The following is a 15,573-nucleotide window of genomic DNA, read 5'->3' on the forward strand; positions in this document are numbered from 1 at the left end:
CGAAGCGATTGAAAGTTTCCGAGCATCACTCAATATAATAACCCGCCCCACGTTTGGTCTTCACCAGCTGACTACCTAACTTTTTGCGGAGATTACAGATGTAGACATCGAGAATATTCGAACCCACTTCCTTCTCATCCGAAAAAAGGTGCAGGTAGAGATGAGAACGAGACACGACCTCACCACGCTTGGACAATAAAGAATCGAGCACCTTGTACTCCAGAGCCGTCAACTCTACCGCCTTGCCCGCCTTGCTCACTTCATGCTTCGCAGCGTCCACCGTCACATCCCCTAGCACCGTCACCGCCGTGGCATTGCCACGAGAACGACGGATCACGGAACGAATACGCGCGCTTAACTCAGCCAAACGAAATGGCTTCACCAAATAATCATCCGCACCTAAATCCAAGCCCTGCACTCGATCCTCCACTTCATCCCGCGCGGTCAACATGATCACAGGCACCTGATTGCCCTGCTCGCGCAGCTTGCTCAGTACCTGCCAGCCATCAAGCTTGGGCATCATCACGTCTAACACAATTAAATCGTACGCATACTCTGTGGCCTGGTATAAGCCAAGCTCACCATTCTCAACAGCATCCACTGTCATTCCTTCTTCGCCGAGCGCCTCCTGAACCGTCATACGCAGCGGATCATTGTCCTCAACTAACAAAATTCGCATTACCGATGGACTATAGACAGGTTTGATCATCATTCCAAATTCTTTTATTGTTAGCCCTCCGGTGCCAGTACCTAGTAATACCTTACTTCCCCTATCTCGACACCAGGCACCAGAGGGACTAAAAGTTGTCTGATGCCTATGGGTAGCACAGTGAAGATGAATGGCAGATTAAGGGGGGATACATTCTCAGAAAGTTAAGCAAAAATAAAAAAGCAGACCCCGAATTTGGGATCTGCTCTCTTCTAGAATGGTATGTTAGAACGCGCTTCTACTCAGTTTTTCTCCTTCTGCCAAGCGGCATCGGCAATAGCGATCTGGGCCTTATCGCTGCCTTTATTCCATTTGTTTAATGTGTTCCCAAAGGGAAACTGGTTGTAGAATAAGAAGAGTTTTCCATCCACGACTTTGTAACTCTCTGGGTCGATTCTCACCTTGCCATTCCCAACAGCCAGCGCATAAGCACACCAGCCACCGTACTGAGGTTCATACTTTTCTGGCTCCGCCTTGAATGCTGCAGCATTGGCCGCAGAAGAGAAATGGTAAGTCACCCCCTGATAGGCGACACGGTGAGCAGAATTCCCTTCCTTCGGTGAGCCAGAAAAATAGGAAACGGGATCCCACCCTTGAAGCGCAACACCGCGTTTGAGGTTGTAATGTTGCTCGCGCACCCCTTGAGAGTCTTGACCCAAGGCTGAGATGGCTGCTGCTAGAGTGAGGATAATACTGAGTAAGGTGGTTTTCATAGTACGTTTTGGGGTTACCTCCATGAGAGCACCTCAGCCACAATCGTATTCCATCCAATCTCCTCACCATCATCCGCGCAGCTGGAATCAAACACACAAATCCTTGCCTAACAGCTCAATCTATATTTCGTTGATCACATGACTCCTTTGATCAAGACAGCATTGTGGCTCGTAGGATTTTTTCTCGGCCTGTTTGTCCTGCTACAAAGTACAGGTTGGCTCACCCAAGAGGAAATTGAAGCTTGGTTACGAAGTGCACACGACATGCCAAAAGTCTGGATCGGCATCATCATTGTAGCCTTGCTGGTAGCCGACATCCTACTCGCCGTTCCCGGTATCGTGGTCGTCAGTCTGGCAGGGTATTTCTTAGGTCCCTTCTGGGGCGCCTTCTGCGGTAGTTTGGGGCTCACCCTCGCAGGCGTGGTCGGCTACGGACTCTGTCGGGCCTTTGGCGAACCGATGCTACACCGCCTCTTTGACAAACCTGAAATGATCGAAGACATGCGTGCTAGCTTTCATAAGCATGGCGCCCTCGCCTTGATGCTCTCACGCGCTGCACCGATGCTGCCTGAAGTCACTAGCTGCCTCGCAGGTGTGACTAAAATGCGCTTTAGCACCTACCTCTTGAGCTTTGGCACCAGCTGCACTCTCTATTCCATAGCCGTGGCCTACGCGGGCTCTCTCTCCTCCGCCGAAAATGTCACCCCTGCCATCATTGCCTACTTCTGTATCATGTTGGTACTGTGGGTGAGCTGGTTCAGCTTCACTAGGAAGCAGCGTAAAAAATCCAGACAGGAATAAGGGCCGACTGATGTGCTCTAGGCTTCTCACCAAGTCCAGCTCTCGCGCCTTAGAATTAAACAAATTCACCCTTGCGGAACCCCAAGGCGGGTGCTTTCATCCGCTGCAACCAATCCTTTTTATCAACGAACATGGCTGAACGCGAAAACACCGACCCACAGAAGATGGAAAAAATCGTCTCTCTCTGTAAGAGCAAAGGTTTCATCTACCAATCTGCAGAACTCTACGGCGGTCTCAATGGCTGCTGGGATTACGGCCCACTCGGTGCTGAGCTCAAGCGCAACCTCAAAGACTATTGGTGGCGCAAAAACGTGCAAGAGCGCGATGACATCCTCGGCATGGATGGTTCCATCCTCACCCATCATGCGGTACTCACTGCCTCTGGCCATGTGGGTGGCTTCTCAGACCCAATGTGTGATTGCTTGCTGTCCAAAGCTCGCCTTCGCGCTGATCAAATCGATCCACAATCCGGCACAGCCTATCACTACACCGGGGCAAGCCACGCTGAATCCGGCTTCTCAGTTGAAAAGCCATTCTCAGTACTCATCGACCCAACGGCGAACCAAAACGAGAACAACGCACGTAAAGTAGCCAAGCAATACTATGCGCAATTCCTCAATGGTCAGGACGTCCCAGCAAAGAAGTTAGAACTAGCCGGCGAATCGACTACCGAAGAAGTCGACACCACTAAATACAATCCTGAAAACGGTTCCCTTCTCACCGAAGCTCGTGAGTTCAATCTCATGTTCCAAACCAAAATGGGAGCTTCCTCAGATGACAATGACCCCAATGCCGTTGCCTACCTCCGCCCAGAGACAGCACAAACGATCTTCGTGCAGTACAAAAATGTGCTAGATTCCTCACGCGTCAAACTACCATTCGGCATCGCTCAGATTGGTAAGGCATTCCGTAACGAGATCAACCCACGCAACTTCACCTTCCGTTCGCGCGAATTCGAACAAATGGAAATCGAGTTTTTCTGTCGCCCAGAAGACGGCCTACGTCTCACCGAAGAATGGCTCGAAACACGCCTTTCCTTCTACGAGGAAATCGGTGTGCCACGCGAGAAGCTTCACGTGCTCGACGTCCCAGATGGTGAGCGTGCTCACTACTCAGCCAAGACCTACGACATCGAATACGAATTCCCATTCGGCATCCAGGAGCTCGAAGGTGTGGCGTACCGCGGTGCCTACGACCTCACAAAACACCAAGAACATTCTGGCAAGAACATCGAATACTTCGACGAAGAAACCAAGGAACGCTTCATCCCTCACGTGGTGGAACCATCCGCTGGGTGTGATCGCACCGTACTCGCGGTTCTCTGCGAATCCTATGACGTCGAAGACCTCACCAAAGAAGGTGCTAAGAAGAAGGACGAACGCACCGTCATGCGCTTCAAACCATGCATCGCGCCAATCAAAGCCGCGATCCTCCCACTCCTTAAAAACAAGCCTGAGCTCGTGGCCAAGGCCAAGGAAGTCCAGCACCTTCTTCAGCCATTCATGAATGTCTTCTACGACGAGACCGCTGCCATCGGCCGCCGCTACCGTCGTCAGGATGAAATCGGCACACCCTTCTGTATCGCCATCGACTTCGAGACTCTCGGAGAAGAAGGCCCGAACGGTGAAGACCTCACGGACACCGTCACCGTGCGCCACCGTGACTCCATGGAGCAAGAACGTATCGCGATCAGCGATCTTCTTCCATGGCTCCTCGAGCGCCTTCGCTAATCACGGCGAAAAGCTACGATCCTTTAGACAAACGCAGAGCTTCGGCTCTGCGTTTTTTTTTGCGTAGCTTTTTCACAATCCCCTCACCGTTCATAGATTGACTTGGAGCACAAAAGGGAGTAATTGAGCGATTCTAAATCTATCTATGAGTGTGAATAAAACCATCGTTGGTAGCGCAGAATGGCTTGCGTTACCACAACTCCAAGTCCCAGCGATCAAGGCGCGCGTTGACTCAGGCGCCAAGACATCATCGCTCCACGCTTTCAATATCCATAGCTTCAAACGCGACGGAGAAGCATGGGTTTCCTTTGAAGTCCACCCAATCCAAAAGAACCGCAAAACCGTGGTACGCTGCGAAGCGATGGTCGTGGATCGACGCATCATCAAGTCCTCCAATGGGGAACGTGAAAAACGCTACGTCATCCGCACCGCCATGGAGCTGGCTGGGGAATCCCATTCCATTGAGATCACACTCAGCAACCGTGACAACATGGGCTATCGCATGCTTCTGGGCCGAGAAGCCATGGTTGGCCGCATTCTAGTAGATCCATCTGAGGAACTCTCACATGGCGACCACAGCAAATCTGAAATCAGCACCATGTACGGCGAGGTCGAGGAAGTAAAACGTGGCCTTAAGATCGGCATACTCGCTTCCAACCCTGAATTATACAGTAATCAACGTATCATCGAAGCAGGTGAACAACGCGGGCATCAAATGCAGTTTCTCAATGTGAAGCATTGTTACCTCAAAATGGATGCTGATCACCCAGAAGTGCTCTCGCGGGGTGGCTCAAGTCTCAATGGGCTCGACGCAGTGATCCCACGCATCCGCCCCAGTGTGACCTTCTATGGTTGCGCTCTCACCCGACAGTTTGAAAGCCTGGGCAAGTTTGCACTGAACTCGGCAGATTCGATCAGCCACTCACGAGACAAGCTCTTTTCCATGCAGCTGATGCTGAAGAACGGCTTGGATATCCCCACCTCTGGCTTCGCCAATTCCCCCATGGATACCAATGACCTGATCGACATGGTCGGCGGAGCTCCATTGATCGTGAAATTATTAGAAGGAACTCAAGGTAAGGGTGTCGTCCTCGCGGAAACGAAGAAAGCCGCCGAGTCAGTGATCAATGCATTCAAATCCTTGAACGTAAACCTTCTGGTTCAAGAATTCGTCAAAGAAGCCAATGGCAAGGACCTAAGATGCTTCGTCATCAATGGTAAGGTCGTGGCATCCATCGAACGTACCGCTGCTGCTGGAGAGTTTCGAGCCAATATCCATCAAGGTGGTAAAGCGGCCATTGTCAAAATCACTCCAGAAGAACGCACGCTCGCCATCAAAGCAGCCAAGGCTTTCGGCCTAGATGTCGCGGGTGTCGATCTCATCCGTTCATCGAAAGGACCTCTCCTACTAGAAGTGAATTCCTCACCTGGCTTGGAAGGCATCGAATCAGCCACTGGCAAGGACATCGCAGGACTCATGATCCAAGCGATTGAAAAAAAGCTCGGCTGGGAACCTAGCGAAGAAACTTAAGCCAAGAGCATCCACGCAGCCATCGCCACCATGCCAAGATTTTCAATCAACGCAACGGTGGTGAGTGGCACATTGAGTGTGGCGCCCATACAGGCACACTGTAAGCCATCGCGCTTCGGTAGCGCCAACAATACCCCCAAGCTCCCGCTCCCCATAATCACCAATGTCGCAGTGTAGACCACCTCGGGTCTCCAACCACTGAGGTAGCCCAGCCCCAGCAGCAATTCAATCAAGGGATAAACACCCGCGTATGCTGGGACTGCTTTCGCCACCAAGTCGTACTTCCGAAAGGCCTTCGTAAACCCGTCGACATCAAACAACTTCAACATGGCAAAGATCATCAAAAAAGACCCCATCATGTCGTGCATCCAAAGACGCGCGCCCATGGACTGAACAGCCTCAACGGCAAACTCCCCTCCAACCACAACACTCAATGATGGCAGCATCTTTAGCTGCATGTATTGGTAATTCTTGGCACAGGCAAAAAGCAGCGAGAGACCAATCACGATAATCAGTGGACGATACGCCTTGATACCGGGCTTTTGCGCCTTGCTAGGTGTATTTTCTTGCTTGGGTGCACAACATGAGCTCATGCATCACCCATAGCACCGATACCCAAACATGCAATCATGGCTGCAACTTATTCAGCTTCAGGAAACATCTTGGTGAGGTCCGCAGCCTTGCGTCTTTCTTCCTCTTCCTTCTCTTGCTTATGCGCCTCAGCTTCCGCAATGGCTTCTTTGATTTCCTCTACCTCATGGGATTTCCCTTGCTTATCCTCTTGGCTGATCGCGACAGCGATCCAGCGGAAGTCGGCACTGTTGTCTAGGGCCACCTTCACCAACATCGTCAATGGGACCGCAAGCAACATACCGATAGGACCCCAAATCCAGCCCCAAAAGAGCACAGAAACCACCACCACCAAGGTCGACATCCCAAAGCGTCGGCCTAGCAAGGTTGGTTCCAAGAAGTTGCCAAGCACCCCGTTGATCGCAAGGTAGCCCGCAGCAACGATCACTGCATCCTTGATGTCGCCAGTCAGCAACAAAGAAAGCAAAACCGGTGGGATGCCAGCCATCACCGACCCAATCGCCGGAATGTAATTCAGGGCAAAAGCTAAGATACCCCAAAGCAATGGGAACTCTAAGCCCACTGCCCAACATAGCACTCCAGCCAAAAACCCAGTAGTCAAACTAATCAAGGTCTTGATCCCTAAGTACCTTTGAATATCGCGAGTCGCACTCACCATGCGCTGTAAGTTCGGCCCCTTTGCTTCACAAATCGCATTGAAGCGACGCGCAAACATCCGCGCCTCACTCAGCATGAAAACCGTCAATAACAAGACCAGAAAGGTCGTGCCTAGAAAGGATACCAACTTGCCTAGAAAATCAGTGCCCATCTGCAGCACTTTATTCACGCTCAGATGCTTGAGAAGCTCGTCCGATAGTATATCAAGATTCGATTGGGTCAATGCCACCACCGCATCTCCCCGCTCTAGATTTTCAACTTCGGTTACTTGGCTCGCCACCACGTCTCCTTCTGTGTCAAATATGTCTGGCTCTGGCACCACAAGTGCCAGCGGTGCCGATTCCTCGCCGGAGGCAACAGCATTCTTATCCTGATCCGCCAGCATTCCAAAACGATCCATCGTGCTAGACACATTGTCAGCGAGCTGCGTCACACGGGTCTTGGTGAGCTCGTAGTACTTACTCTCCCACTTATTCTGGAGTTCACCCACCAACATGATACCTACCAGCACCACGCCAGCCAAAAACGCAAAGTCAATCAACACTGTAAAGAACACCGCAAGCACCCGAGGCACTCGATGCTTACTCAGCCAATAGGTGATGGGGTAACTGACTGTAGCAATGAAAAATGCCAAGAGTAAGGGCACCACAAAATCTGCCGAGGCCTTCGCCCCAGCCACGACTAGCACCACGCTGGCTAGTACGATTAGAATCCGTGCTGCTTCAGCTCCTCTCTTCTTTGGCTTCTCTTCCATGGGTTCAATGATCAAAAAAATTCCAAGTACGCCGCAGGAGTATCAAAGCGACATAGAATGACGCACACAAGAGCCGTCACCATGCTGAATTTTCTGCCATTCTAGCCAGATTTGTATAACAAGCCAGAGTTTTTCTGACATTGCTACAAAGATGTTAGTACCGCCCACTCTCAGGCCTAAAAATCCCGCCACTATTACGATTGGGCTGCCTGCATCTTGGCCTCAAACACATTCCAGCATTCGATAAAACCAGGTGCAAAATCCTCCGGCCGGCGATCGATCCATTCACGCACTAATTCCATGCTAAACCACTGCACTGAGTGCACTTCACTACAAGGATAACGCAGCGCTCCGTCATGGCGTGCTAGATACAACTGAATCCATTCCCATCCAGTATTCTCACAAGGTGCAAGCTTGGCAATAGCCTGAGTCTCTACGTCATGGATTCCTAGCTCTTCTTCCAGTTCGCGGCTCGCACATGCTGCATAGCCTTCCCCTGCATCGAGGTGACCAGCAGCGCTGCTGTCCCAGTGGTTTGGAAACTTATCTTTCAGACCCGAGCGCTTCTGCAGCAACACCTCCTTGTGCTTGTTGAATACAAAGACATGCACCGCGCGGTGCTTCAGCGCTTTTTCATGCACCACTGCACGCGTCTCCTGCCCAATCACTTGATCTTCGTCATCCACCACATCGAAAAGCTCATCGTGATCTTGAGCCACATCTTTGAGCGGGTGAGGGTCATACTGACGCGTGATTTCAACCCATTGCTCGAGGGTGATTTCTTCCGCACGTGCGGTTACTTTCAGCCCAAGCACCTCTGCCACTTCTGCCCAATCGCGGTTCTCTGGTAGCTGCTTTTTGATTTGCTTGCGGCGCTGGGCGAAGCCACGACGGATCAATTCATCAAACAAGCGAGCATCATAGTTTGGTAAAGCACCCTGGGGCTTTGGCACACAGGTCATCACCGTGGAGTCGATCAATGGACGCGGAAAAAATGCCTCAGGCGGCACAGTCTTCACGGGTTTGCTCTCCCATTCACTCTGCATCCGCAAGCTCAACACTCCATAGGCTTTGGTGCGCGGCACCGCCACAATCCGATCAATAAATTCTTTCTGTAGCATCAAAACTGCCCGAGAAATCATCGTCGGGCGTTGCATGAAATTACGCATGATCGCGCCGCCTGCTGAATACGGAAGATTTCCCAAGAACTTGATCGGTCCCTCTTTGAAAAGAATACGCGTATCAAAGCGTGCTCCGTCGGCATGGTAGATCGTCACCTTCGGGTTGTCCGCAAAGCGCTTGCTCAGGTATTCATAGAGACGGGCGTCAAATTCGACCAAGATCACCTTGGCCACCAACTCCACCAGATGCTCCGTGAGCGCCCCTGTACCAGGACCACATTCCACCACAACATCGTCCGCTTGCGGTTGCAGTTGCTCAACAATCCAGCGCGCCACATTCGAGTCGCAAAGGAAGTTTTGTCCCAACTTTTTCGATGGGATCACTCCCGCTTCATCGAGCACTTGTCTGATATCGCCGCCAGTCATGCCACACTACTATGCCCACTTGTTTAAACAAGCAATGGCAATTTGAACTCGCTTCCCATGCAATCCCCTCTAAAATTATCCTCTCAAATTTCTCAGAATGTATCATTGCCGTACGCTAGGATTCCTGCCATTGCTATCCCACTACACAAAGAAACTATGAAAAAATCCAATCATCATTCTAACCGAAATGGTTTCTCGCTCGTCGAATTGCTCGTTGTCATTGCCATCATTGCGACCCTCGCAGGTGTCTCAGCTCCAGTAATCATGGGCCAACTCAAGAAAGCCAAGATCACCGAAGGCCAAAAAATGGCCCACGACATCATCTTTGCCATCGAACAATTCGAACAAAAATATGGCTACCTTCCCTACCTCAGCTCCAAGAGTTACATCCGTGGTGAGAAGGAAGAAAGCCAAGCTCAAAGCACCAGCGGCGCTCCTGGCGATGTAGAAATGTACGTCACCATCAATGCCCGCCTCCTCAATGTGCTCATGGGTAAAGATGACGATGTGAACCCAAACAACGTGCAATTCTTCGATGCCCAAGACGCAAAAAACGGAGTCAATGGCATCGTCTATGACGACGACGGCGAACCTAAAATGCTCATGGACCCATGGGGCTATCCATTCGCAGTTGTTATCGACTACACTGGCGAAAATAAAATCAACTTCGCCCACGTGCCAGCCCTCAAAAACGTCGACTTCAAAGTCTACCAAGACAAAGATGGCAACCCAATGCGCATCCACTCCGTCCCAGCAGTAGTCGCTAGCCCAGGACCAGATGGCATCTTCGACGACATCGATGATGTGAAGACCTGGTAATCCCCGTCCACCCCTATTTCACCCAAAGCACGCCGAGCCCGCTCGCGTGCTTTTTTGCTTTCGCTATCTAGCAAAGCCGCTACCCTCAGGGTCACGCTTTCTCTAACTGATAGTGAAAATGGCAATTTCCTAAGCAAAGCATCACCCACAGGTGCGCTATGCAGAAAACCAGATTGTACAAAAATTCCACGCAATGAAGTCATCCGTTCCGTTCATCTCCGCCCTTGGCCTCACCCTCGTAGGAGCTCTCGTCGTCGCCCAGAATGCCGATAAGGCGACTCCGAGCACTGAGCTCGTGAGCAGCAAGTCTGACACCAGTCGCGCCACAGGCACCCCGCGTCCGTGGGCTGCCACCAGTTCAGACATCGCCCAGGACTCCGCCGTCACATACGGAACACTCGACAATGGAATGCGCTACATTATCCAACGCTCCCCTTTACCGGCCGAGCGCGTCAGCATGCGACTCCACGTTGATGCTGGTTCACTAGACGAAACTGAGCAACAGCGAGGGCTCGCACACTTCCTGGAACACATGGTCTTCAATGGCACACGCCACTTCCCCGATGCCACCAAACTCGTGCCGCAAATGCAGCGGCTCGGCATTGCCTTCGGAGCCCACGCCAATGCCTACACCTCATTCGATGAAACCGTCTACATGCTGGACCTTCCCAACATCGAAGAGAGCACCCTAGACCTCGGCTTCGCAGTCATGAGTGACTTCGCCGATGGCGCCCTGCTCGAAGAAAAAGAAATCCAAGAAGAACGCGGCGTCATTTCCTCAGAAAAAACTACCCGTGACTCGGTGGGTCTCCGCATGTTCCAACGACAATTTGAGACACTCTTCCCGAATTCAATGATCGGAAAGCGCCTTCCCATCGGCACCGAAGAAGTCATTCAAAACGCACAACGCGACCTCTTTGTAGATTTCTACACCAAATTCTATGCGCCAGAAAAGCTCACCTTCATCTACGTCGGTGACCTCGATGTCGCCGAGGCCCAACGCCGCATCAAAGCAGCCTTTGGCAACATGCAAAACCCAGCCAAAAAAGCCCCCAAGGGCGACGTCGGCGATGTGACCACCAAACCAGGCTTCCAAGTCCACGTCTTCAATGACAAAGAACTACCAGCCACCGAGCTCACCCTCCTACGCTCCCGCAGCTTTGAACACAAAGTCGATAGCAAAGCGCAGCGACTCGAATCGCTCAAGCTACACCTCGCGCACTCGATCATCAACCGCCGCCTCGCCCGCATTGCCAAGGAAGACGACACTAGCATCCTCAGTGGCGGCGCCTCACGCAGCATCTACTTCCGCGGTCTCGAGCTCGGAAGCATCGATGTCACCCCACTCGAAAACGATTGGATCGCAGCCCTCCCTGTCTTGGAGAATGAATTCCGCCGCGCCCTCCTCTACGGATTCACCAGCAGTGAATTCAACGAAGCCGTCGCCGACATCCTAAACTACTACGAACAAGCAGTGAAGTCTGCTCCCACGCGCAAGTCCAATGACATCGCAAGTAGCCTCGCACGCCACATCCACCGCGATGAGATCTACTCAACCCCTGAGATGGATCTCAGCATCGTCCAAGAACAACTGCAGAGCCTCGACCCAACAAGCATCCATCAGTCATTCACAAGCTTCTGGAACACCGAAGACATCAGTTTAATCCTCACCACCCAGGCCTCAGGCACCGACACAGCAGGCACCCTCAAAGCGCTCTACCTCAAAGAGAAACAATCGCAAATCGATGCGCCAGAGGAACGCGAAACACAAGCATTCGCCTACGCCAGCGACGCAAGCCACAGCCAAGCCACCGTCGAAAACCAACAACACATCCAAGACCTCGACATCTACCAATGGCAGTACGGTAATGGTGTCGCAGTAAACTTCAAACAAACCGACTTCGATAAAAACTCGGTTGGCATCAGCATCAGCTTTGGGGATGGCCTCGCCAGCATGCCACTCGAGCACCCAGGCCTCAACGCCCTAGCATCTGCAGTCTTCACAGCAGGCGGACTAGGCCAGCACAGCAGCGACGACCTACGCACCATCCTCGCTGGTCGCAATGTCGGCGCCACCTTCACCATCGGCGAAGGCAGCTTCAACCTCAGCGGCTCCACCACCCCAGAGGACCTCACACTCCAGCTTGAACTACTCAAAGCCTACCTCACCGACCCCGGCTTCCGACCAGAAGCGGAACGCCAATACAAATCGAGCCTCCCGCAACAATACGCCCAGCTGCGCCACACCGAAAGCGGCGCCATGCGCCAGCTCCAAAGCTGGCTCAGCGGCGGTGATCCGCGCTTTGCCTACCCAAGCCTCACCGAAGCGCAAGCACTTCACTCAGAACAAGCCAAAGCGTGGCTAAGCCCGTTCCTCGACGGCGCACCGCTCGAGATTTCCATTGTAGGCGACTGCAGCCTCGAAGACGCACAAACCGCACTCTCCCGCACCTTTGCGCAGCTACCAGAGCGTGGTACCAGCACCGAAGTACCACTAGCTGAGAGAACACTCACCTTCCCAGACACTCCAAGCCAACAAGCATTTACCTACGAAAGCGATATCGAGAAAGCCATGTCCGTGGTACTCTGGAAAGCCGGAGACAACACCGAGCGCGACATCAAGCGACTCCGTCGCCTCAGCGTCCTCTCTGCCATCCTCCGCGATAGAATGCGCATCAAACTCCGCGAAGGATTAGGCGAAGCCTACAGCCCCTTCTCCTACGCCCAGCTCTCTAACACATTCAAGAATAGCGGCACCATTTCAGCCATCAGCCCAGGCAAGCCCGCGCACACTGAGAAAATCAATAAGATCATCTCGGAGCTGGCACAGGAACTCGCCAACAACGGCTCCAATGAAGATGAACTCCAGCGCGTCATTCAACCTCGCCTTGGCATCCTCAAAAAGTCTCTGCGCCAGAATAGCTATTGGCTCGCCACCGTAATGAATCAATCCCAGCGCTACCCAGTACTCATCGAAGCAGCACGCGATCGCGACACCGACTACGCGAGTATCAGCGTCAGCGACATCAATGAGCTCGCCAAAGAAATCCTACAAAAAGACAACAGCGCGCAAATCTCGATTTCTCCGAAAAAGGCTGAATAAACCAAGATTAAGGTCTCGGCCTGATAGAGGAAACCATCAACACTTTATCAGCGCCAAAGACGAGCTCACGGGCAGCTCCATTGCTCACATGCACCAGCAGCACCCCGCCGACCGCCTTCACCTCGCGCACCGCAATCCAGTCGTCCTCAAAGCCACTTTCCGGCCTAAAGATGATAAACTTCTCACCGGCGGGGAGCGCCCGACACGCTTGCTCAAATCCCTTAGCCAGCACCACCAGTTCATTGTCAAAGTCGATGGAAAAATTCGGTTTCAAAACATACGAGGGCCCCACCGCATAAGGATTGGCAAACACGCTCAAGCTCAGCCCAGCTGATAGAATTGTGATAAATAGTTTCATGGATTACGACAGAGGTTGAAATCAAGGTCTAGCGTAACAAAGCCTATCGTATAATAACAGAACCTAATCCCACCACAGAGCACGCCACAAACATTGGCGCACCACCTTACGTGACACTTTCACTCCCGCTTCTAGATCCTCCCAGCTAGCCTCTTCTAGCAAATCAAGTGTCTCTCTAGCAATCAATGCGGGCAACACGGTGGCCACTTTACAGCGCCACGAACGCAGCGAGCTCGAGTAAGCTAGCCCAGACTCCACATAGTCTCTAGCACGCGCGCGCCAGCGCTCGGCCTCATCCAGGATCAGCTGTTTATCGTTCATATCAGCCACTGGCAGGTAACAACGACCATTGGCAAAGTCCTCGGGAATGTCGCGCAAGATATTCACCAACTGCAGCCCAATTCCGTAATCCCCACCGAGTTCTTTCAGCTCTTCTGGCTCCAACCTCGAGAAACGATACATCGACTGGATCCCGATCTCAGACCAGAACTCACCGACACAGCCAGCAACATGAAAGCAATATGACTCGAGTGCTTTTGAACTACTCAGTACCGATTGCGATTCGATGGAGAAATGCCGAATGTCCTGCATCTGCCCACGACAAATAAAGCCCAAGACGCGATCAATCGACTCGCGTTGCCAAGATGGCACCTGATCATACCAGGTAAAGACATCTGCCATCCGCTGCAGTAGCTGCTGTTCCTTCTCGTTGCTTTGATAGTGAATGAAATCATTTTCCAACAATTGTTGGAGCTTTACTCTCTCAGCCTGATCCCCCAGAGCATGAGTGAATCGATAAAGGCAATCTTCTCTCAGCTCAGCCGGCACCGCCGCAGTATCGGCAATCGTATCTGATGCCCTCGCCAGCAAATAGCCAAGTGCGATAGGCTGCCGCATCTTGGGGGGCAACAAACGAATCGTCAGATAGAAGGAACGCGACACCCCTTTCAACACTGACTTACCGAGATCACTAGGCACTGGCATCGACCTATTGATACCTCAGATTCGCAATCTGGAAATAGAAATCGTCCCAATTCTCCTCTTCCATGCAAATGAATCCTGAGCTGCTAGCAGGTTGCATTTGTCATTTCCAGACACTCTGCCTAGGCTCGGGAACCGCGCCATCCTCCATGGCCATCCTCACACCGTGCAAGTCTATCTCCATATTCCCTTCTGCCATCGCATCTGCCCGTATTGCTCGTTTTACAAGCACACACCGGGCAACACCGACATCAAGGCCTTCCTCGAAGCCCTACTGACCGAGGCCCGACACGCCACGCGTGACCAAGCCTTCCCGCAGCTCAGGACACTCTACTTTGGTGGAGGCACCCCCTCCATGCTATCTCCCACCCACCTGCGCTTCCTCTTTGGCGAACTACGCAAGCTATTCGATTTCAGCCAAATCGAGGAACTCACCTTCGAAGCAAACCCTGCAACCTTCGACCTCAAGAAAGCACAGCTCTTCCGCGAACTAGGCGTCACCCGCATCTCTCTGGGAATCCAATCCTTTGATGACGCGGTACTCAAGACCCTGGGCCGCGAACATTCCGCCGCAGAAGCCCAAGAAGCCGTGCCCATCCTACGCGAAGCCGGGATTGCCCAAGTCAACATCGACCTGATGTTCTCAATTCCTGGTCAAAGCATCAACTCCTGGGAAAAGACCCTCGCTACCGCCATCGCACTCAAGCCCGACCACATCTCAGCCTACAACTTAACCTACGAGGAAGACACCGCCTTCATCGCAAAGCTCAGCAAGGGGGAATACCATGACGACCCTGAAACCAATGCCCGCTTCTTCAGCCTCGCTCACAACACCCTAAGCGCTGCCGGCTTCGACCACTACGAAACCTCCAACTACGCAAAACGCAGCAGCTCCACCACTCGCTCCAGCCACAACAGCGGCTACTGGAAAGGCTCCAACTACCTGGGGCTCGGCCCCTCAGCCGTCTCGACCATCGGTACCACCCGCTGGAAAAACCTCCCCGATACCGCCGGCTATATCAAACAAATCACCCATGTCGGCCACGCCAAAACCGAAATCGAAGAACTCAGCCGCGACGACCTACACCTAGAATACGTCGCCATGGCACTGCGCACCGCCGAAGGGCTCAGCCTAGAGCACCTCAGCTCCAATGAACGACAACGCGCCCAGCAAGTCGTGGATGGCGAACTAGCCACCCTACGCGACGGCCACTTGATTCTAACCCACCAAGGGCAACTCGTCACCGACTCGGTGATCGAGCACATCGTCTAGCCCCCG

13 protein-coding genes are annotated in these 15,573 nt (G+C 52.6%); 6 read left to right on the forward strand and 7 right to left on the reverse strand.

The features are described from left to right. Positions 1 to 25: 25 nt before the first annotated feature. Both F454_RS0103965 and F454_RS0103970 read right to left on the reverse strand, forming a co-directional pair. Complete coding sequence (locus F454_RS0103965) at positions 26 to 679, reverse strand: response regulator transcription factor (RefSeq protein WP_026292694.1); 654 nt, start codon at positions 677 to 679, stop codon at positions 26 to 28. A gap of 272 nt (positions 680 to 951) precedes the next feature. Next, positions 952 to 1,422 (reverse strand): YHS domain-containing (seleno)protein, encoded by a 471-nt coding sequence (locus F454_RS0103970; protein ID WP_018969330.1) that lies wholly within the window; start codon positions 1,420 to 1,422, stop codon positions 952 to 954. Between the two features lie 138 nt (positions 1,423 to 1,560). Here F454_RS0103970 and F454_RS0103975 point away from each other — a divergent pair, with 138 nt between their 5' ends. The 3 genes from F454_RS0103975 (at position 1,561) to rimK (ending at position 5,484) form a co-directional block, all read left to right on the forward strand. Then, on the forward strand, positions 1,561 to 2,223 hold the full coding sequence (locus F454_RS0103975; RefSeq protein ID WP_018969331.1) for a TVP38/TMEM64 family protein: 663 nt from the start codon (positions 1,561 to 1,563) through the stop codon (positions 2,221 to 2,223). A 131-nt stretch (positions 2,224 to 2,354) separates the two neighbouring features. Further along, complete coding sequence (locus tag F454_RS0103980) at positions 2,355 to 3,953, forward strand: glycine--tRNA ligase (RefSeq protein WP_018969332.1); 1,599 nt, start codon at positions 2,355 to 2,357, stop codon at positions 3,951 to 3,953. Positions 3,954 to 4,098: 145 nt separating this feature from the next. Next, positions 4,099 to 5,484: a 30S ribosomal protein S6--L-glutamate ligase gene (rimK, locus tag F454_RS0103985; protein WP_018969333.1), complete on the forward strand. Its 1,386-nt coding sequence runs from the start codon at positions 4,099 to 4,101 to the stop codon at positions 5,482 to 5,484. On the opposite strand, the gene F454_RS14115 is transcribed toward rimK, so the two are convergent. From F454_RS14115 to rsmA, 3 genes are all read right to left on the reverse strand, one after another. Further along, positions 5,481 to 6,077, reverse strand: coding sequence for a MauE/DoxX family redox-associated membrane protein (locus F454_RS14115; RefSeq protein WP_018969334.1), 597 nt, complete (start codon positions 6,075 to 6,077; stop codon positions 5,481 to 5,483). The two genes, rimK and F454_RS14115, sit on opposite strands and share 4 nt — an antisense overlap. 47 nt (positions 6,078 to 6,124) lie before the next feature. Continuing rightward, positions 6,125 to 7,486: an AI-2E family transporter gene (locus F454_RS15545; protein ID WP_018969335.1), complete on the reverse strand. Its 1,362-nt coding sequence runs from the start codon at positions 7,484 to 7,486 to the stop codon at positions 6,125 to 6,127. Positions 7,487 to 7,680: 194 nt separating this feature from the next. Further along, on the reverse strand, positions 7,681 to 9,033 hold the full coding sequence (gene rsmA, locus F454_RS0104000) for a 16S rRNA (adenine(1518)-N(6)/adenine(1519)-N(6))-dimethyltransferase RsmA (protein WP_018969336.1): 1,353 nt from the start codon (positions 9,031 to 9,033) through the stop codon (positions 7,681 to 7,683). A 156-nt stretch (positions 9,034 to 9,189) separates the two neighbouring features. Here rsmA and F454_RS0104005 point away from each other — a divergent pair, with 156 nt between their 5' ends. Next, positions 9,190 to 9,852 carry a type II secretion system protein gene (locus F454_RS0104005; protein WP_018969337.1) on the forward strand — a complete coding sequence of 221 codons (663 nt, stop codon included), beginning with the start codon at positions 9,190 to 9,192 and terminating at the stop codon, positions 9,850 to 9,852. Positions 9,853 to 10,045: 193 nt separating this feature from the next. Next, positions 10,046 to 12,955, forward strand: a complete 2,910-nt coding sequence (locus tag F454_RS0104010) for a M16 family metallopeptidase (protein ID WP_156817122.1) — start codon at positions 10,046 to 10,048, stop codon at positions 12,953 to 12,955. 7 nt (positions 12,956 to 12,962) lie between these two features. On the opposite strand, the gene F454_RS0104015 is transcribed toward F454_RS0104010, so the two are convergent. Next, complete coding sequence (locus F454_RS0104015) at positions 12,963 to 13,313, reverse strand: hypothetical protein (protein WP_018969339.1); 351 nt, start codon at positions 13,311 to 13,313, stop codon at positions 12,963 to 12,965. A gap of 63 nt (positions 13,314 to 13,376) precedes the next feature. Next, complete coding sequence (locus F454_RS0104020) at positions 13,377 to 14,297, reverse strand: phytoene/squalene synthase family protein (protein WP_018969340.1); 921 nt, start codon at positions 14,295 to 14,297, stop codon at positions 13,377 to 13,379. A gap of 97 nt (positions 14,298 to 14,394) precedes the next feature. Between F454_RS0104020 and hemW the strand changes: the two genes are divergently transcribed. Then, positions 14,395 to 15,567: a radical SAM family heme chaperone HemW gene (gene hemW, locus F454_RS0104025; RefSeq protein WP_018969341.1), complete on the forward strand. Its 1,173-nt coding sequence runs from the start codon at positions 14,395 to 14,397 to the stop codon at positions 15,565 to 15,567. Positions 15,568 to 15,573 lie beyond the last annotated feature (6 nt).

The organism is Rubritalea marina DSM 17716, from assembly GCF_000378105.1.
Lineage (GTDB): Bacteria > Verrucomicrobiota > Verrucomicrobiia > Verrucomicrobiales > Akkermansiaceae > Rubritalea > Rubritalea marina.

Coding starts and splice junctions, on each gene's coding strand:
- F454_RS0103965 (WP_026292694.1), bottom strand. CDS start 679: ATGCGAATTTTGTTAGTTGAGGACAATGATCCGCTGCGTATGACGGTT.
- F454_RS0103970 (WP_018969330.1), bottom strand. CDS start 1,422: ATGAAAACCACCTTACTCAGTATTATCCTCACTCTAGCAGCAGCCATC.
- F454_RS0103975 (WP_018969331.1), top strand. CDS start 1,561: ATGACTCCTTTGATCAAGACAGCATTGTGGCTCGTAGGATTTTTTCTC.
- F454_RS0103980 (WP_018969332.1), top strand. CDS start 2,355: ATGGCTGAACGCGAAAACACCGACCCACAGAAGATGGAAAAAATCGTC.
- rimK (WP_018969333.1), top strand. CDS start 4,099: ATGAGTGTGAATAAAACCATCGTTGGTAGCGCAGAATGGCTTGCGTTA.
- F454_RS14115 (WP_018969334.1), bottom strand. CDS start 6,077: ATGAGCTCATGTTGTGCACCCAAGCAAGAAAATACACCTAGCAAGGCG.
- F454_RS15545 (WP_018969335.1), bottom strand. CDS start 7,486: ATGGAAGAGAAGCCAAAGAAGAGAGGAGCTGAAGCAGCACGGATTCTA.
- rsmA (WP_018969336.1), bottom strand. CDS start 9,033: ATGACTGGCGGCGATATCAGACAAGTGCTCGATGAAGCGGGAGTGATC.
- F454_RS0104005 (WP_018969337.1), top strand. CDS start 9,190: ATGAAAAAATCCAATCATCATTCTAACCGAAATGGTTTCTCGCTCGTC.
- F454_RS0104010 (WP_156817122.1), top strand. CDS start 10,046: ATGAAGTCATCCGTTCCGTTCATCTCCGCCCTTGGCCTCACCCTCGTA.
- F454_RS0104015 (WP_018969339.1), bottom strand. CDS start 13,313: ATGAAACTATTTATCACAATTCTATCAGCTGGGCTGAGCTTGAGCGTG.
- F454_RS0104020 (WP_018969340.1), bottom strand. CDS start 14,297: ATGCCAGTGCCTAGTGATCTCGGTAAGTCAGTGTTGAAAGGGGTGTCG.